17 protein-coding genes are annotated in these 19,214 nt (G+C 45.6%); 15 read left to right on the top strand and 2 right to left on the bottom strand.

Annotated elements, in window-relative coordinates:
* From GWO68_RS07065 to GWO68_RS07080, 4 genes are all read left to right on the top strand, one after another.
* Complete coding sequence (locus GWO68_RS07065) at positions 1–786, top strand: formylglycine-generating enzyme family protein (RefSeq protein WP_235941976.1); 786 nt, start codon at positions 1–3, stop codon at positions 784–786.
* Between the two features lie 45 nt (positions 787–831).
* Positions 832–1,443: an SCO family protein gene (locus tag GWO68_RS07070; RefSeq protein ID WP_162345724.1), complete on the top strand. Its 612-nt coding sequence runs from the start codon at positions 832–834 to the stop codon at positions 1,441–1,443.
* A 37-nt stretch (positions 1,444–1,480) separates the two neighbouring features.
* Positions 1,481–2,884, top strand: coding sequence for an alginate export family protein (locus tag GWO68_RS07075; protein ID WP_162345725.1), 1,404 nt, complete (start codon positions 1,481–1,483; stop codon positions 2,882–2,884).
* A 371-nt stretch (positions 2,885–3,255) separates the two neighbouring features.
* Positions 3,256–4,368, top strand: coding sequence for a sensor histidine kinase (locus GWO68_RS07080; RefSeq protein ID WP_162345726.1), 1,113 nt, complete (start codon positions 3,256–3,258; stop codon positions 4,366–4,368).
* Between the two features lie 43 nt (positions 4,369–4,411).
* On the opposite strand, the gene GWO68_RS07085 is transcribed toward GWO68_RS07080, so the two are convergent.
* Positions 4,412–4,816, bottom strand: coding sequence for a hypothetical protein (locus tag GWO68_RS07085; protein WP_162345727.1), 405 nt, complete (start codon positions 4,814–4,816; stop codon positions 4,412–4,414).
* 457 nt (positions 4,817–5,273) lie between these two features.
* Here GWO68_RS07085 and GWO68_RS07090 point away from each other — a divergent pair, with 457 nt between their 5' ends.
* Complete coding sequence (locus GWO68_RS07090; protein ID WP_162345728.1) at positions 5,274–6,134, top strand: hypothetical protein; 861 nt, start codon at positions 5,274–5,276, stop codon at positions 6,132–6,134.
* Between the two features lie 144 nt (positions 6,135–6,278).
* Positions 6,279–7,304, top strand: a complete 1,026-nt coding sequence (locus tag GWO68_RS07095; protein WP_162345729.1) for an alcohol dehydrogenase catalytic domain-containing protein — start codon at positions 6,279–6,281, stop codon at positions 7,302–7,304.
* 157 nt (positions 7,305–7,461) lie between these two features.
* Here the strand turns inward: GWO68_RS07095 and GWO68_RS07100 are convergent, their stop codons facing one another.
* Positions 7,462–7,713 carry a hypothetical protein gene (locus GWO68_RS07100; protein ID WP_162345730.1) on the bottom strand — a complete coding sequence of 84 codons (252 nt, stop codon included), beginning with the start codon at positions 7,711–7,713 and terminating at the stop codon, positions 7,462–7,464.
* Positions 7,714–8,454: 741 nt separating this feature from the next.
* Here GWO68_RS07100 and GWO68_RS07105 point away from each other — a divergent pair.
* The 9 genes from GWO68_RS07105 to GWO68_RS07145 all read left to right on the top strand — a co-directional run bounded on the left by GWO68_RS07105 (position 8,455) and on the right by GWO68_RS07145 (position 19,034).
* A complete protein-coding gene (locus GWO68_RS07105; protein ID WP_162345731.1) occupies positions 8,455–9,222 on the top strand; it encodes an oxygenase MpaB family protein in 768 nt (255 codons plus the stop codon).
* A 631-nt stretch (positions 9,223–9,853) separates the two neighbouring features.
* Positions 9,854–11,110: a class I SAM-dependent methyltransferase gene (locus GWO68_RS07110; protein WP_162345732.1), complete on the top strand. Its 1,257-nt coding sequence runs from the start codon at positions 9,854–9,856 to the stop codon at positions 11,108–11,110.
* Positions 11,079–12,413: a DUF4910 domain-containing protein gene (locus GWO68_RS07115; RefSeq protein ID WP_162345733.1), complete on the top strand. Its 1,335-nt coding sequence runs from the start codon at positions 11,079–11,081 to the stop codon at positions 12,411–12,413. Before GWO68_RS07110 ends, GWO68_RS07115 begins: the two co-directional genes overlap by 32 nt.
* Positions 12,400–13,347: an NAD-dependent epimerase/dehydratase family protein gene (locus GWO68_RS07120; RefSeq protein WP_162345734.1), complete on the top strand. Its 948-nt coding sequence runs from the start codon at positions 12,400–12,402 to the stop codon at positions 13,345–13,347. Before GWO68_RS07115 ends, GWO68_RS07120 begins: the two co-directional genes overlap by 14 nt.
* 251 nt (positions 13,348–13,598) lie before the next feature.
* The gene (locus GWO68_RS07125; RefSeq protein ID WP_162345735.1) at positions 13,599–14,666 is read left to right on the top strand and encodes an NAD-dependent epimerase/dehydratase family protein; all 1,068 of its coding nucleotides are present in this window, start codon (positions 13,599–13,601) and stop codon (positions 14,664–14,666) included.
* A gap of 61 nt (positions 14,667–14,727) precedes the next feature.
* Positions 14,728–15,477, top strand: a complete 750-nt coding sequence (locus GWO68_RS07130) for a glycosyltransferase (protein WP_162345736.1) — start codon at positions 14,728–14,730, stop codon at positions 15,475–15,477.
* On the top strand, positions 15,464–16,114 hold the full coding sequence (locus GWO68_RS07135) for a lipid-A-disaccharide synthase N-terminal domain-containing protein (protein WP_202923696.1): 651 nt from the start codon (positions 15,464–15,466) through the stop codon (positions 16,112–16,114). Before GWO68_RS07130 ends, GWO68_RS07135 begins: the two co-directional genes overlap by 14 nt.
* A gap of 9 nt (positions 16,115–16,123) precedes the next feature.
* Positions 16,124–17,755 (top strand): phospholipid carrier-dependent glycosyltransferase, encoded by a 1,632-nt coding sequence (locus tag GWO68_RS07140; RefSeq protein ID WP_162345737.1) that lies wholly within the window; start codon positions 16,124–16,126, stop codon positions 17,753–17,755.
* A 148-nt stretch (positions 17,756–17,903) separates the two neighbouring features.
* Positions 17,904–19,034: an acyltransferase family protein gene (locus GWO68_RS07145; protein ID WP_162345738.1), complete on the top strand. Its 1,131-nt coding sequence runs from the start codon at positions 17,904–17,906 to the stop codon at positions 19,032–19,034.
* The last annotated feature ends 180 nt before the right edge of the window (positions 19,035–19,214 follow it).

Here is a 19,214-nt window from a genome sequence, read left to right on the forward strand (position 1 = left end):
ATGATACTCCAGAGATTGTTGCTATTGATGCTGTTGATCGGAGTCTGCTGTAAGGTGCAGGCACAAAAGTCACTCCCCAAAAACATGGTACATGTAAAGGGTGGTACTTTTGTGCCCCTTTACGGAAGCGACTCAACCCCGGTAAAGGTGCAAAGCTTTCTGCTGGATGTATACCCGGTTACCAACTCTGAATACCTGGCCTTTGTTAGCAAATACCCGAAGTGGCGAAAATCAGCGGTAAAGAAAATATTTGCCGACGAGAATTACCTGCGTGGTTGGGCCTCAGACCTGAGTTTAGGTGCCAATGCTACCAAAATTAACAACAGCCCGGTGGTAAATGTATCGTGGTTTGCTGCCAAGGCTTATTGCGACTGCCAGGGTAAACGACTGGCCAAAGTAGAAGAGTGGGAATTTGCCGCACTTGCCAGCGAAACCAAAGCTAATGCCGCCAACGACGCCAAATTTTACCAGCGAAGTATAGAATGGTACAGCCAGCCAAACCCTACTTACCTGCCGCCGGTGCAAAAAAGTTTCCGGAACTACTATGGTGTATATGGCATGATCGGGTTGGTGTGGGAATGGACTCAGAATTTTAATTCGGCTATGGTGGTTGGTGAATCGAGAGCTGATGTAACCATGGACAGGCAATTATTCTGCGGGTCTGGCTCTAACGGTGCCAAAGATGTGAAGAACTATGTCGCTTTTATGCGCTACGCTTTCCGTTCCAGCCTTAAATCAAACTATACGGTGGCTAACCTTGGGTTCCGTTGCGCCAAAAGCATTTAAAAACAAACTGATACATTCTCCTTACCCAACTATAAATTATCTGCCATGAAAGGTTTACTATACTGCAGCTTTATACTTTGCCTGGGCCTGGGCAGCTGTAACCAGATCGAAACGACAGATGCACACGATACAGATGCCCCAACTGAACAGGCAGCGCTTTCAGAAATGTCGTTGTACAACCTGGAGTCGGAGTGGATGAACCAGGAAAACGAACCGGTGAAATTGCCGCAACTACAGGGTAAAGTACAGTTGGTAGCTATGGTATATACCAGTTGCACCTATGCCTGCCCGCGTATTGTAGCCGACCTGAAACGCATAGAGGCCTCTATTGAAAAGTATAAAAACGACGAAGTAGGGATTGTGCTGGTAACGATGGACCCGGAGCGTGACACCCCGGAAAAACTAAAGGCTTTTGCCGAAGAAAACAAACTGGATGCCGGCCGCTGGACCCTGCTTACAAGCGATGAAGGCAACATACAGGAACTTGCCGTGCTGCTTAGCATGAAGTATAAAAACAGTGGTAACGGCGAAATAGCACACTCCAATATCATAACAGTGCTTAACCCGGCCGGTGAGATTATGCACCAGCAGGAAGGCCTGGGCAAAGATCCCGACGAAACCGTGAAAAGTATAGAAGGGCTGCTGAAACAACTATAAACTGCTGCCCCGAAGTATAATTCCAAATGCCAACCTTATGAAAAGAAATCTACTAACCACCCTTTTCCTGTCAGGAGCCAGTTTTATACTTCTGCAGCACACGGCCAGCGCACAGCTATCGGTAACAGGCCAGCTACGCACCCGCACCGAACTGCGTGACGGACAGGGAAGCTTACCGGCCGAGGATGCCAAAGCAAGTGTGTTTACTAACCAGCGCACCCGCCTGAACCTGGGCTATAACACAAGCCGTTACCGGTTTTTGGTATCGGTGCAGGATGTGCGCGTTTGGGGTGCCGATCAGTCAACTATAAGCAACCTGGAGGGGAGCAAGCTTTTTATGCACCAGGCCTGGGGCGAGATGATCCTGAGCGACTCAACAACTATAAACGTGGATAACCTCTCGGTAAAAGCGGGACGCCAGGAAATAGTATATGATGACGCGCGGCTACTTGGCAACCTGGACTGGCTGCAGCAGGCACGCAGGCACGATGCGATCGTGTTAAAATTCAGTAACAAAGGCTGGGCTGCCGATGCGGGTTTTGCCTTTAACCAGAACCACGGAAAAGATACGCCCGGTAAAAACGGCAATGTATATAATGGCACGCCACCTGCACCTGTAGTGCCGGGCACAAACGGCATTGGTATGATGTACAAATCAATGCAGTACCTGTACCTGGCCAGGACCACCAAGTTTGGTAAAGTAAATGCGCTGTTGTTTAAAGACGATTTCCAGAAAACGCAAACTATAGCAGGGGTTACCACGCCGGCAGAAGGCGTAAACAGCCGCATAACTGTTGGTGGTGCTTTGTTTGCAACTATAACCGACGCTCTTAAACTGAATGCCGCAGCTTACTACCAGGGCAACAACGACAGGTTCGGAAATACACTGGATGCCTACAACCTGACAGCAGATGCCGCCTACAGTTACAACAAGCTAACAATTAACCCGGGTTTCGATTTTCTTTCCGGCAACAACACAACTAAGCAGGGCACGGTTAACCACCGCTTCGACCCGCTGTATGGCACACCGCATAAGTTCTGGGGATACATGGATTATTTTTATGTAGCAGACCCATTTGGGGTTGATGGCAACGCTGGTCGCTCTCCGGGGTTGGTAGATTATTTTATCCGGAACAGGTATAAAGCCAGCGATAAGCTACAGTTTACCCTGGATCTGCACGAGTTTTATGCGGCCAACAAAATAGCAGACAGTGAGCTGAGCCCAACCGGCAAAGCAGCCACCACCCGCCGACTTGGCACCGAGCTAGATGTGGTAGCTAACTATAGCATTTTTAAGAACGTGGCTATTGAAGCTGGCTACGCTACGTTGTTTGCCACCGATAACCTGAACCTGCTGAAAGCGCCGGCCACCACCAAGCAGGAGCGAGGCCAGTGGGCTTACCTGATGCTGAATTTTACACCCGATTTTCTGGCTAGATAGTAAGCAACTATCGTTTTAACAAAGAGCCGCTTCACGTATGTGGGCGGCTTTTTCTGTGTTAAAGCCCATGCTATTAGTTGGGTAAGAATGTGTAAAGGGTTGCTGTAAAGAACTATACTTTGATGCGTTTGACTTACTCCTTTTCTGGCCGCAAGTAAAGTTCATGTTCTAGCAGTTTTCCTACCAACGGATGCCTGCTATCCGCTAAAAAATTAGCAAAACCTATCGTTCCTCAAACCAACCAAACCAGGTTACGGCATTATCTATAAGTATAAAACTATAGGTTATTTGGCATCTAACTGTAACCAAAAGTACTATAGTATGTAAAACTGCTCAGCCAGATTTCGTTTTTTTAAGTTTTTACCTGGTTTATGGATCCAAATTATTATCACGTATTGTCGAATCATTTTATAAGCCAGGTAAAAGAATACGCCATTTTTGCCATGGATACAAAGGGCGTGATAACCACCTGGAACCTGGGCGCCGAACGAATTAAAGGCTATACCGAGGAAGAAGCTGTGGGGAAATACTATGGCATGTTATTTTGTGAAGAAGACCAAGCAAGAGGTAAACCTGAAGAAGAGCTGGAGCTTACAAAACTAAACGGGAAACACGAAGATGAATGGTGGAGAAGAAAAAAGGACGGCTCTGCCTTTTGGGCCAATGTATCGTTAAACGCCATTTATAACAACAATAATGAGCTGGTTGGGTTTACAAAGGTTACCAAAGACCTTACTGACAGGAAAATACATGAAGATACTTTGACGAAGAAAAACGAAGAGCTGTCTAAAGTAAACAAAGACCTGGATCATTTCATTTACATTGCCTCGCACGACCTGAAAGCTCCGATCCTTAACATTGAGGCACTGGTAAACTATTTGCGTGAAGGATTTGAAAATAAATGCATTCTACGGGAAGAGGACGCTATAAAGCTTTTTGACCATATTCAGGCATCGGTGCACCGGTTTAAAGATACTGTAGAAGACTTAACAACTATAAACCGCCTGCAGCGCAGCTTAGACGATAACAAAAACAGCGAGCTGATAAACGTGCAGGAGGTTTTTGACAGTGTGCTGGCTGATATGACCTACCTGTTCGATAAATTTCAGATACCCTGCCGGATAGACACCAAATTTGAAGTAACCGAGCTTAACTTCTCGCGCGCAAACTTCCGGAGCATACTTTACAACCTGGTAAGTAACGCCATAAAATACAGGTCTAATACACACGCATGCAAAATATCGGTGCGAACCATGCGCAGTGAACAGGGCATGGTGTTGAAGGTAAAAGATAATGGACTGGGCATAAGCAAACAAAACCAGGCGCAACTATACACAATGTTCAAACGCTTTCATTCGCATGTCGATGGCAGCGGCATCGGGCTGTACATCACCAAACGCATCATAGATAATGCCGGTGGCTCCATTGAAATAAATTCCGATGAAGGGGAGGGAACGGAGTTCAGAGTGTATTTTAAGGACTGATCTAACTTTGTATGTAGGCGTTGATTTTCTGAAGCTAGATGGCTTATTTACTGGTAAGCCAGTGAAGGGCAACAGCTTTGTTACTAAAGTTTTGCACCTCGTAAGGTAACTGGCCTTTTGCCTGTATCAGAAACTGCGCTATACTTTGTTCCCGTTCTGCATCCGCCGATACCACCCGCGCCAGCTTCTGAAGCCTGGAATTTACCAGTCCCAACGTTAACTGGTGTAGCAACTGGTTAAAAGCTGCGCCATTCACGTCTATGCGGCTCTTGCTCGAATCAAACAAAAATCTTTTAATGTCATAACTGGTCAGCACATCTACCACTATCGACAAGGCCTTATGTATATGAAGTAGTTCAAACTCCTGAATATCGGGGCACGGAACACTGAGCACATCTGTATTGGCATCATATTCCAGCTTCAGAAAACCATCTTCGTGTAGTATCATAACAAAGGTAAATTACAATTGATAAGATACGCATTTTACTATAATTGCAACTATAGTAGCTGGAAATTTATACCCTGGTTTTTCAAACTGTTTACCTCGTGTATCTATCGTTACCTATAGTTTAAATAGTAATTTGAGCCGATGTATGAGGGTTTTGCTTTGTGTATGTTAATATAAAAATTGTTGTCACTCTTCTAACGAATGAAATCATTCATTCTGAAATCTATAGTTTGTGCTTTGGTATTTGGTGTGCCAGTATTGTTGCTGTAAGCACATGAACTATAGTTTAAGCTCTGTTTTTTGTTTTTTAGAACTTTTGTAGCCAGTATTTTGTCGCAGAAAAAGAGTTGTGGCAGCTGTATACGGGAATAGTAAATTTCTGTTAATTTTACTCCTGCTAGTGGTTGGTGTGTGTAGTGGATATTTGTAATAATTTCTATAGTTTAACAGAAGTGCTTTGGTAAGGTTAGCGAAGTTTGCAGCAATTTGTTTAGTTGTCGGGTTAGTTAGTTGCAAAAGTAACGAAGCCCCGGCTCCGGAAGTAATTCCTGATTTTGTGCAAGTACCGATAGTTGAATCTGTTACCCGGCAGCTGACAGAAGTTTCGGGGATTGCCGATAGTAAAAGAAACCCGGGCAATTTGTGGGTGCATGAAGATGGCGGTAATCCGGCGCAACTATACCTGCTGCAACACAACGGCGCTACAGTGAAAACGGTTTTCCTTAAAGGTGCTGCCAACCGCGATTGGGAAGATATGGTGCTGGCTGATAACGATCTGTACATAGCCGACATAGGGGATAATGAAGGCAGGCACGAGCATAATACCATCTATAAATTTCCGGAGCCAAGTGCTACTACAGATACCGTTTATAGTTACGAAAAGATAGATTTTAAATACCCGGATGGTGCTCACGATGCCGAAGCATTCCTGGTCGACCCGCAAAGCAAAGCCATCTTTATCATCACGAAACGAGACAATTCCTCCCGAATTTACAAGCTCAATTACCCATACACCCGTGCGGGTATACTTACCGCTGAACTGGTAGGCAACCTGCCATACAAAGGTGTGGTTAGCGCGGCGCTGGCAGCAAATGGCAAAGGCATAATCATAAAAACATATAACAGCCTTTTTTACTATTCACGAACACCTAACCAAAGTATAGATAAAACGCTGCGCGGCAACTATAGCATTTTGCCTTATAACCTGGAGCCCCAAGGCGAAGCAGTTACTTTCTCGGTGGATGCAAAAGGGTACTACACCCTAAGTGAGAAAGCCTATAAAGACGAAGTGAACCTGAACTTCTACAAGATGCATTAGTGCATACATCAGGATAAAAAATTCTAAAGCCACGCTAGGTAACTATAGCGTGGCTTTGATGTTGATGCACCTTTGCCGTAAGGTGTACTGCTTATTTACGTGCAATATAATTTAAATTGCACCTTTAACGCTAAACTATAACTTATGCCCCAACGCCAGGTATACCGCATGCCCAAAGCCGGCTCTATCAGCGATCTGACACTTAAGACCGAAAGCATGGATAAGCCCGCAGCCGACGAGGTTTGTGTGAAGGTAAAAGCCATTGGGCTTAATTTTGCCGATATTTTTGCCATGCAGGGGTTATATAGTGCTACACCGTCAGGTTCTTTTATTCCGGGCCTTGAATTTTCGGGAGAAGTGATAGTGGTTGGCGAAGCTGTAACCGATATTAAACCAGGCACGCGTGTAATGGTCGTTACAAAGTTTGGCGGCTACGTATCGCACATCAACTTAAACCATAGGTATGTTATTGCGCTTTCGGATAGCTGGACTTACGAAGAAGGAGCGGGCTTTCTGGTGCAAGGCTTAACAGCTTATTATGCGCTCACCACCCTGGGTAACCTGCAACCAGGTATGTCGGTGTTGATACACAGCGCTGCCGGCGGCGTAGGCATACTGGCAAACCGGATCTGTAAAAAACTTGGGGCCTATACCATTGGCACTGTTGGCAGCATAAGTAAAGTTGATTTCCTGCTGAAGGATGAAAAATATGATGCAGTTATAGTCAGGGACAATGCTTTTTATGATCAACTGAAAGCTACCCTCGGTAACAAGCCCCTTAACCTGATACTGGAATGCATAGGAGGTAAGGTATTAGCCCAGGGCTGGAAGGCGCTGGCACCGATGGGGAGGATGGTAGTATATGGAAATGCCAGTTTTACCAGCCATACTGCAAAACCAAACTACCTGAGCCTGATCTGGAAATACCTGTGGCGGCCCAAAATAGACCCCTTGCGTTTGCCCACCGAAAATAAATCGCTGATGGGCTTTAACCTGATTTACCTCTACGAACAAACAGACAGAATGCTTGGGTTGTTACACGAACTACAGGCACTGGACCTGAAGCCGCAACACATTGGCCACACCTTTCCTTTTTCGCAGATGCACGAAGCTATACACCTTTTTCAGCAGGGCAAAACCGTTGGTAAAGTTGTGGTAACCCTGGATTAGCTTGCAATAGTTTAACAAGGTATGGTTTGATAAAATATAACTATAGTTATAAGCTGCTTCGTATTGATCTGGATATAATAAAACTATAGCAGATGGTTTTAGCTGATATAGTTTCTGTTAGATTAAAAGCATTTCCGGGGTAACTATAGGTTAAAGTCTATTTCGATCGCTTGGTATACCCGAAAGTGGCTCTTCTTTTTCGGGTGTAGTATTTCTTTAGTTTGGTTAACTTACTTTCTGGGTTTCTGCATTCAGTCTCGGATTGGTGGGTAAAATGGCAGGCCGGGCAATACAACAGGTTATGTTGTTGATGCAGTTCTGCAATCCCGTCTTCAAACTGTTTTAGGTAAGCTATTATAGTTAATGTACCAAAAGCTGCGATGGAGGTAAGTAAAAATTCAATGATCATGGCAGTAAAGGGTTAGGCTAAAAGAATAAACTGAATACAAAATACATTGTATGAAGGAATTGTATTATGTAGTTTGATGTATTAACCTCACTTCCTGAATTTTTATTGTTTCAGTGCTTAACCTTTTTTATAGTACAACGTAGGCACCTGCCCACTTAAGTTACCGGGTTACAAAGGTCTCCCACTATAAAACTAGAGTAATGTTAACAGCAAAGGCTAAGCTATCGTCTAAACTCAACAATTTATAAATTGAGTATTTGAGCTGTGAAGATATTTGCAACTATAGTTCATTATAACAAGGGAAATGAGCAGTAACTATTGTAACATGTAAGCAACACTCTGGACATAATTTGCAATGACAGCCGGAACTTAATTTAGTTAATAGCTAATGAGTTTGAGAGGAGGGTATGTAGAACCACAAAGTATATAAAACAAAAAAGGCTCCCCGTCTGGGAGCCTTTTTTGTTATGATAAGTTTATAAAAAACTTTTCAACTTTTAGCCATGTGTATTTACGGCCACTCTCCACGTAAGGTTACTGCTGTTGTGAAAATAATTTAAGTCTTATTTAAAAAAGTGCGCTTAACGTCTAGAATCAGGGTTTTTAAACATAAATTATTTTTCAGGCATCAGCCAGGTCCATAGCTTTTAGGTAGGTTTTGCAAGTAATAAGGTTAAATTATTAGCCACACCACTGCGAAAGTTAAAGGCACAATTGCCTGCTTTTGCACGTTATGGAGGTATGGATTATTTTGTAGATAAGGGTTCGGTTGTAAGGCAGATCTGGGGCAAAAGCGATACGATACTTTTTATTTTTGCAGGTGCCGCCGCCGAGTTTGCTTTAAACAAAGCCGTAGACTGGCTATACTATACCGGCAGGCTTCCGTCTGACCCGCTGGGGCGTCTGTTTACGACCGTAACCTACGCCCGCAAAATTGTTTTCTCTGAAAAGGGTGCAGCACACCGGGCTATAGATGCCATGGCTGCCATACATGCTACAGTTGAAGCAAAGCGGGGCTATAGCATTCCTGACTGGGCGTACCGTGATGTACTTTACATGCTGATAGATTACTCTATTCGCGCTTACGAAGTGTTGGAAAGAAAGCTGACCAGTGCAGAAAAGAGAGAAGTGTTCAACGTTTTTTACAGGGTGGGCCACCGCATGGGCGTAAAAGACCTGCCGACCACTTACGAACTATGGCTACCTGACCGTGATAAACATTTACAGGAAAACCTGCAGAAAAGTAACTATACTCACGACCTGTTCAGCCAATACAAAAAACACCTGGGCCTTATCCGGTACGCTATCTTACGCGAAGCCCAAACCCTTGTAGTGCCAGCACAGGTGCGTCACCTTTTAGGTTTCCGTGGCAGGTCGTGGTTATGGCCAATGCTAGGGTTATATAAACTCAGCCGGTACGTGCACGCAGATAAACTTTTTAAAGCGCTCCTAATGCCTCCGGCCTACAAATCCGAAATAAGTGCCTTAGATGCTGTTCCGAATTCCTAAATAATTTAGCACTGCCTGATTTTAGTAAGAAGCTGTTTAGTGTTTTCAATTGTAATGCATAAACCTGCCGTTGTTGGTGTTTTCACCGACAACTATACTTTAACCCATTGGTGCTTGCTGGTGAAAACACGCAGCAAGGGCAGCAAAAACGATTTTCTGTGAAACACTAAACAGGTTCTAACCTAAAATCCTGAGAGTATTTGCTTTAAGGTTCATTTTATGATCTGGTAAAAGCATCCGAACTATAGGTTGGCTGGCAGCATCACATAATCTTCCTCAACAAAAACTAAAATTATAGCGCACTTTAAGCCCCCAATTATACCCAGAATATACTTTAAACGCAGATATAGTGCTATTTCAATGCCTACTTCGATTAATAAAAAATATTATTCAAAAAATTTAAATTTAATTAGACTATATATGATGCTCTTCGTAAAAAACTGGAAGCGCAGAAAAATGCACAATAGGGTAAAGCAACGCGGCCCTCAGGTATAATTTAACTGGTAAAGCAGGCATTTGCTGGCATGCTAAAAATGGGTAGAGGTATTTTAGCAAGGCCAATAGGCTGAAAGTTGTGTGCTATGCGCGAACCGGAGTTTGAATCTTACGTCTCACCTTAAACCCAACTGCTATGAACTGCCGCTTCTGCAAACACCCGCTCCACAACAAATTTGTGGACCTGGTAAGCTCGCCGCCATCCAACTCTTTCCTTACCTCGGAGCAGCTGAACGAACCAGAACCCTACTTTCCGCTTACCATTTATGCATGCACCAACTGTTACCTGGTGCAGGTAGATGAATATAAAAAAGCGGAAGAAATCTTTAACAGCGACTATGTATATTTTTCGTCTTACTCTAAAAGCTGGGTAGATCATGCCAGGCGGTATGTAGAGGAAATGATTGACCGGTTCGGGTTTGACGAAAACTCCTATGTGATAGAAATAGCCTCTAACGACGGCTATCTGTTGCAGCACTTTAAAGCGCACCATGTGCCAGTGTTAGGTATAGAGCCAACTAAAAATACAGCCAACGCAGCCATATTAAAAGGTATACCTACCATTACAGAATACTTTGGGTCTGAGTTTGCCCGGAAACTAAGCAGGCAAAAAAAGAAGGGCAACCTGTTGATAGGCAATAACGTGCTGGCCCACGTACCGGATATTGACGATTTTGTGGAAGGCCTGAAAGTAGCGTTGCGCAGGTATGGTGTTATTACCTTAGAGTTTCCGCATTTGCTCCGGTTAGTGGAGGAGTGCCAGTTTGATACCATCTATCACGAGCACTTTTCTTATCTCTCGTTTACAACCGTAAAAAAAATATTTGAAGCCCACGCCCTGGAGATGTTTGACGTGCAGGAACTGCCAACACACGGCGGCTCGCTGCGCATATTTGCCAAGCACAAAAAAGACAAGTCTAAACCCATTTCGGATAACGTACAGGCCCTGTTAGATAAAGAAGAAGCTGCCGGCTTAACCACCCCGGATTTTTACCGAAACTTCCAGGAACGTGTTGATACGATAAAGTATGGCCTGCTTAACTTTTTGATAGAACAGAAACTACTGGGTAAAAAAGTGATCGGGTATGGGGCGGCAGCTAAAGGCAATACCATGCTGAACTATGCTGGCATAAAAGGCAACGACCTGATACATTTTGTACTGGATGCAGCACCATCCAAGCAAGGTAAATACCTGCCAGGCAGCCACATACCGGTTTACGACGAAAGCAAGATCTGGGAATACCAGCCCGACTACATCCTGATACTGCCCTGGAACCTGAAAGAAGAAGTTATGGCACAGCTGTCGTATGTGAGCGCCTGGGGCTGCCGATTTGTAACCTGTATACCAACTACCCAGATACATGACTATAAACCTGAAAGCGCCACAGTGTAAGCCTGTTTCTGAGAGCAAGGGAGCGCAGATGCATGACTTGGTTCAGGAACTATACCCGATCTGCAGGAGCATTACCGGCGATGGCGTTCGGCAGACATTACGTATACTGCAGCAGCATATTCCGTTGGAAATAAAGGAAGTGCCTACGGGTACACCCGCCTTCGACTGGGTGGTGCCAAAAGAGTGGAACATACGGGATGCCTACATTAAAAATGAACGAGGAGAGAAGGTTGTCGATTTTGCTGAACACAATCTGCATGTTGTAAACTATAGCACCCCGGTAGAAACCTATTTGCCACTGGCGGAACTGAAGAAACACCTGCATACCTTACCGGACCAGCCGGGGCTTATTCCTTACAAAACATCGTACTATAAACCAGATTGGGGTTTTTGCCTGACGCACGAGCAATACCTTGCCCTGGAAGACGGCATGTATGAAGTTTGTATAGATGCCAGTTTAGAAGACGGCTCGCTTACCTACGGCGAATACGTAATACCCGGCGAAAGCACCGATGAAGTGTTGCTATCCTGCCATGTGTGCCATCCGTCGTTGTGTAACGATAACTTATCGGGAATAGTGGTGGCTACGTATTTGGCAAAGGCCCTGCAGCAACAGCATAACAAGTTTACTTACCGTTTTTTGTTTGTGCCCGGCACCATTGGCTCTATTACCTGGCTTAGCCAGAACGAGGAAAAGATACCGGCTATAAAACATGGCCTGGTGCTTACCTTGCTCGGAGATGAGGCTGGCTTTACCTATAAACGCTCGCGCGAAGGCAACTATAAAATTGATACCGTGGTGGAGCATTTGCTGGCCGAAAGCGGCAAAAAATACCAGGTGATCGACTTTTTCCCGTATGGGTACGATGAGCGCCAGTATTGCTCGCCTGCCTTTAACATGCCGGTGGGTTGCCTGATGCGCTCGCAGCATGGCCAGTTCCCGGAATACCACACCTCTGCCGATGACCTTGCTTTTGTGAAGCCTGCTCAGTTAGAGGAATCGCTTATATTTCTGGAGGAGGTACTGGATGTGCTGGAAAACGATGCGACTTACCTGAATACCAACCCCAAGTGCGAACCCCAACTGGGTAGGCGCGGCTTATACGATTCCCTGGTCGGTAAATCAGATAAAAAATCGAGGGAGATGGCTATGTTCTGGATCCTGAACTTATCGGATGGGCGCTATAGTTTACTGGCTATCGCTAAACGATCTGGCATCCCATTTAAAATTATAAAAGTAGTAGCCGGCGTGCTTATTTCACATGGCTTGCTGATACCTGCTGTATATAATGCTGCTGAATAGTAAAATGTCGCTTTCGGGGGTTAGGGTGTTGGTAACCGGCGCCACCGGCTTTATCGGAAAACACCTGTGCCGGCAGCTGCTTAGCCAGGGCGCTATAGTTCATGCTGTGTCTCGCAGCGAACATACACCGGAAGAAGCTATAACCTGGTGGCAAAGTAAGTTAGAGACAAAAACAGAAGTAGAGCAATTGTTGGATGCTACGCGTCCAGATGTTATCTATCACTTGGCTGGTGCAGTCAGCGCTTCACAGGAAATAGAATGGGTGCAGCCGACATTTACCAGTTTGCTGCAAAGCACCTTATTTCTGCTGGAGGCCGTTACAGTAAAGAAAAACTGCCGGCTGCTACTTACCGGCTCCCTGAACGAACCTGTTGGCGATGCCGATGCAATACCTTCTTCGCCGTATAGTGCTGCCAAATGGATGAGTTCGGGGTATGCGCGCATGTTTCATCATCTTTACCAGACGCCTGTAGTTATACTCCGGCTATTTATGGGCTATGGCCCAGGGCAACCTGCCAACAAGGTAATTCCTGCAACTATAGCAACTTATCTGCAAGGCAAGTCTCCCCAACTTACCACTGGCAGCTTTACTACCGACTGGATCTATATCGATGACCTGGTAAGCGGTTTACTGGCGGCAGCAACTGCCCCAGATATAGAAGGTAAAACTATAGACCTTGCCTCCGGCGAAACTGCTTCTGTAAAAGACATCGCGCTGCTCCTGAAGGCTATCCTGCACTCCCCGCTAACCCCACAATTTGGCAGCCTGCCTGACCGGAAGGAAGTGTACGTGCGAGTAGCTGATGTAGCGCCAGCCCGTGAGCTTTTGCAGTGGCAGGCACAGGTGCGTTTAAAAGAAGGCTTGATAAAAACGGCTAACTGGTATCAGCAACTAGCAAGCAAAAACTTAGCGCATTCTATTTTATCTGAATAGCCTTAACGCTACCATTTTAGCCACACTTCTTATGGAAGCACCCATACAGCAACTATAGCTTTACTATAGCCAACACAGGTTTGTGTTTGAGATGCTATTTATAATTATAAAATTGAAACATATTAATTTGAATGCTGTAAAATACTAAGCTATAAGCTTAGCTATAGTATAACACCAACAGGTGGTTTTAGGGAAAGTAAATAGCTACTACAGAAAGATGGCAGCACTGGTATCTAATCTTTATTGAGCGAATGGAGAGAGCGCCTACCATATTGGTAACCGGGAGTGCCGGGTTTATCGGGCATCATCTGTTCGCTAAACTACAGCAGGCAGGTTATGCCGTTGTAGGCCTCGATTCAATAAACGCTTTTTATGACCCTGAATTAAAGTATAGCCGGCTGGCCGCGCAGGGCTTTGAAAGAGAAGAGATCAGCTATAACAAGGTTATCCGAAGCAAGTATTTCCCGAACAATGCCTTTGTGCAGCTCGACCTGACCGATGAGCAGGGAATGAAAACGCTGTTTGAAGAGCAACGGTTTGATGTGGTGATTAACCTGGCAGCGCAGGCCGGCGTGAGGTATAGTTTGGAGTGCCCCCGGTCTTATATAGACAGCAACATTGTAGGCTTTGTAAACCTGCTGGAGTGCTGCCGCCATTTTCCGGTAAAACACCTGCTGTTTGCCTCCTCCAGCTCGGTTTATGGTAATTCTGCCGAGAAACCTTTTCATCCTGATCAGCGCACCGACCAGCCTGTATCGTTATATGCCGCTACCAAAAAAGCCAACGAAGTGCTGGCCTATAGTTACGCGCACCTTTACAACATACCAACTACCGGGCTCAGGTTTTTTACGGTGTATGGCCCCTGGGGCAGGCCCGATATGGCCTACTATAGTTTCACGAAAGCGATACTGGAAGGCAACCCGATCAGTGTTTTTAACAACGGCGACATGTACCGCGACTTTACGTATGTGGATGACGTGGTAAACAGCATCCTAAAACTGATGCCGCTTTCTCCGGCCACTACTGCTGAACCTAACCCTGTTGTACCTTTTAAAATTTACAACATTGGTAACAACAAACCCGAACATTTACTGGAACTGATAGCCATACTGGAGCGCCTGCTGGGCAAAAAAGCCATTTTAGACCTGAAGCCGATGCAGCCCGGCGATGTGTATTGCACTTATGCCGATGTAGACGACCTGATGCAAACTATAAACTATAAGCCAACCACCACCCTGGAACAAGGCCTGACCCGCTTTGTGGATTGGTACAAACAACAGTACGTGCCTGCAAAAGAGAATACCCTGGAGCACTTGTAAGGCGCCTGCAACCGATAGATTTATCTGATAATCAAAAGTTAACGATAAGCACCTGACCTGTATGAAGCCCGAAACCTTAACCATACTTGTGCCTGTTTATAACGAGACAGAATGCCTGCCGCGTTTCTGCGAATCGATGGATGCGTTTCTGGAGCAGGCCCCCATGCCTACGCAGGTTTTGTTTATAAACGACGGCTCAACAGACGGCAGCCTGCAACAGATACGGGAAATATGTAACCGCAACCCCAACTATAGCTACCTTTCTTTTGACCGCAACTATGGCTTAAGCACTGCCATCAAAGCCGGAATTGATAAAGCGGAAAGCACCTACATTGGCTACATCGATTCAGACCTGCAGACTTCTCCGCTAGATTTTCTGCTCTATTTCGAGTACCTGCCAGCGTACCAGATGGTGAACGGCATCAGGGCAAAACGCAAGGACACGGTCATAAAAAAAATGTCGTCTAAAATTGCGAATAACTTCCGGCGCCTGATGATAAACGATAACATACAGGACACCTGCTGCCCGCTAAAAATTATGGATGCAACCTACGCCAAACGGGTCCCTTTTTTTGATGGCATGCACCGGTTCCTGCCGGCGCTGATACAATTGCAGGGCGGTAAGGTAAAGCAACTGCCGGTGCAGCATTTTGAGCGCTACGCAGGCACAGCCAAGTACCACCTTTTAAACCGCTTGTGGGGTCCGTTAAACGACACGTTTGCTTTCCGGTGGATGCGGAATCGCTACATTAACTATAGGATAGCCGAACAGGAAATTCACCAACCGCTTATAAAGCATGAGCAGGTCTGAGATAGGGGTATATGGCTTAGGCTTACTGGCGCAACTGCTTTTTTCCTCCAGGATACTGGTGCAATGGATTCGCTCTGAAAAAGCCGGGGAAGTTCTTTCGCCTACCTCTTTCTGGACCTTTAGTTTGCTGGCCTCTTTTTTACTGATGGTGTACGGCGTACTGCGCAACGACCTGGTTATCATTGGTGGGCAGGTGATCTCTTATTTTATTTACATGCGCAATCTGAGGTTCAAGAACGTGTGGCAGGAGTTGCCTGGCTGGGTAAGGTGGCCTTCTATACTTTTTCCGATGGCCGCCCTGCTTTGGCTAATTTTCGGAGATGTCTATAGTTTGCAGTATATCTGGAAGCATAGCCACATCGCCGATTCGCTGGTGATATGGGGAGGAGCAGGGCAGGTGATTTTTACCTTACGGTTCGTGTACCAGTGGTATTACTCCGAAAAAGCGCAGGAGTCTATTTTGCCAAATGGTTTCTGGGTGATAAGCTTGATCGGTAGCCTGATGATCATGTCCTACGCTGTGTTCCGTCTTGATCCGGTTTTGTTTATAGGGCAGATTTTTGGTGTGGTAGCTTATAGCCGTAACCTGTACATCGGGCTGCGCAATCAAAAAACATCGCAAACGGTTACGAGCTGACACAATTATATGCCGTTACAACATGGGCTATTCCGGGGCCGCAGTTACTGGTTTATCTTACTGATTTTATTGGCTGCCCTGCTTTATAACCTGGGTGGCTGGGGCGTGCTGGAAACAAGCGAAGCGCGTTACGCCGAGATCAGTAGGGAAATGCTTGCCTCCCGCGACTGGCTGCATCCGCAACTGCTGGGTATAGGCCACTACCATAAGCCGCCGGTAACCTATGTTATTTCTGCTGCTGGTATGGCGCTTTTAGGAGTTAACGGGTTTGGCGTCAGGTTTTTTCTGCAATTGTCTTTTTTGCTGCAGGCCTTGCTGGTATACCAACTGGGGTGGCTTCTTTTCAGAGATAAAGGAATAGCTATAGTTGCGCTGGTAGTGTATGTCACCATGCCAGCCGTACTTATCTCAGCCCGCAACCTCACCACCGATTCCTTTCTAACAACCTTCGAGCTGTTGGCGATCTGGGCATGGGTGAAGTATAAATATAAAAGTAAAGCGGCATGGCTATACTTGTTCTATAGTTTGCTGGCGGTGGCATTTCTTACCAAAGGACCCGTGGGGCTTATTTTTCCGGTGCTGGTGGTACTGGCGATGGCTAACTATAGGTCGGCGGCAACCAAGCACCACACCATGCATTATATAGTTGGGTTTATGGTGTTTCTGGGGCTGAGCGCGTCGTGGTACGTATATTTAATGCTGCAAAACCCGCAGTTTGTAGATTACTTTTTAATGAAACATACCGTAGAGCGGTATGCAAATCCGGAAGCGTTCAGTCGCTCAAAGCCCTGGTGGTTTTACCTCGTGCTTGCCCCTTTACTTAGCCTGCCCTGGTCGGCTATGTTGCTGCTCAATTTAAAAAAAATCAGAGCTCTACCTGCAAAGGATAAGCGCCTTTTTATACTCTGGCTGCTGGTGCCGCTTGTCTTTTTTTCGCTCTCGGGCTCAAAACTGATCCTGTATATTCTGCCGTTGTTTGCCGGGTTGGCCCTGTTAACAGCCTGGCTGCTGCAGGAGTTATTAGAAAATAAGCTGCGCAGAAGCGTAACAGCTGCGCTTGTTTATTATGGCATACTGGCTTTGGCATTTATAGTCGCCCCGCTTATACTAGCTGAGATACAGGTACCCATTTGGTGCTATATTTTTCCGGGGCTGATGCTGGCAGGTTTATACTTTATCTGGCGTAGTGATTCGAATGATTTATCAAAACTATTGGCAGGCGCTTTGGTATTTACAGTATTGTTGCTTCCTTTTTCTACGCACCTGTTAGGCAATAACCAAGAACAGGTCAACAGCACTTCGCAGGTGGCTGCAGCCCTGCAAAAGCCGGAACTGGCGCAACGCCGTGTTATAGTTTACGATCAGTTGCTGCCTTCGCTGGCTTTTGAATTGAACCGTAATTTTGTAACCATACAGGACAAGAACCGCCACCTGAACCGCGAGACCCAGTTCGAGACCAACGAAAACTGGCGGCAAAACCTGCTAAACCCCGCCCGCGCACAAGACTCTATTGCCCTGGTTAACCTGCTGCAGCAAAATATTGTGCTTATAGTTAAAGGAGAGCTACCCCCAAATAGAAAATGGCTTACCCAGAACTGCAGCTATAAGCAAAAAATAGGCAAATGGGTGTTGCATTATTAAGTACCCTACAGGCAGTTTTACACTTCTGTTTCCTATAGTTTACAGCTAAGCTATAGTTTATCCTGAATCTTATTCTGTTCCTTTTTGTAATTTTACAGCCTGCTTTCTGAAAGCATTGTGGCGGGAGCAGTTTAAGGAAAGCCTTTTTATGAATTTGAAGCATACAGAACCGGGGTACATGGTTCAGTTAGATGGCCTCAGAGCCATTGCCGTAGCTATAGTTATCCTTTTCCATTGGACGCCTGAGGTGAAAGAGACCGGGCTGGGTGGCCTGGGAGTGCAGCTGTTTTTTGTACTGAGTGGCTACCTGATAACGGGCATATTGCTGGATGCCCGCACAAAAGCGGAACATTTAGGAGCCAGTAAAGCACAGATCGTTAAAAGTTTTTATGCCCGTCGTTTCCTTCGAATCTTCCCGCTATATTACCTGGTTATAGGGGTGGCTGCACTGCTGGGTTCTTACAATGTGCTGCACTACCTGGGGTGGCACCTGGGCTATCTTACCAATTTTGCTATTTTCCGGGAAGGGTTCTGGATAGGAGAGGCCTCACATCTGTGGTCGCTTGCCGTGGAAGAGCAATTTTACCTGTTCTGGCCTTTTGTTATCCTTTTCACGCCCAGGCGCTACTTAACTGCAACTATAGTTGGGTTTATACTGCTTGCCCCCGTTTTTAAACTTACCTGCGCTTATTTTGATATAGGTGGGGCACGTCTGGGAGTATTGCCTATAAGTTCGTTTCATTACTTAGGGGCCGGTGCGTTGCTGGCTAAACTCGGGAAAAGCGAGCGGTTTAAACAGGATGCCGGCTGGCGTAAAAAGCTGGCTGTTACGGTTAAAGTGGCCGGTATAGTTGGGCTCACGTTCTTTACCTTATGCCAGTTTTACCCGCAGGTGTTAACCTTTAACGCTGCTATAGTTATTCTCCGCGAATTTGCCCTGATCTGTTTATTTCTGAGCATGACTATGGGTGCTGCCTATGGGTTTGATGGTTTAGGAGGTAAATTGCTGGCTTCCAAACCAATGGTCTTTATCGGTCAGATCAGTTATGGGCTATACTTGCTGCATAATTTTGTACCCTATTTTATCACCAAACATTTTCAGAACAATAACATAGTAGTTGGTAAATCGCTGGGTTCGGGTGCGTTGCTTGTTGTCTATAGTTTGGTTTTGCTAGGGCTTAGTGCTGCTTCCTGGTTCTTTTTCGAGCGCAAATTGAACAAGTATAAGAGCTGCTTTCCGTATGTACTAAAGCAGCAAAAGAAAGCAGTTATTGCCTGAAAGTGGTGGAGTGATGGAACTTAACAGCCGCAATTCATTTTATAGGTTTCCGCTATAGTTGGTCTCACCAAAGGCTGACAGCGCCGCAAAATATTGTGCAGGGTTGTTCGTTCAGAATAGCAAAATAGCAGCAGGCTGGTAGTTAAACTTTTTTAATATTTCCTGAAGATAGCTTATATT

The organism is Pontibacter fetidus, assembly GCF_010119545.1.
Lineage (GTDB): Bacteria > Bacteroidota > Bacteroidia > Cytophagales > Hymenobacteraceae > Pontibacter > Pontibacter fetidus.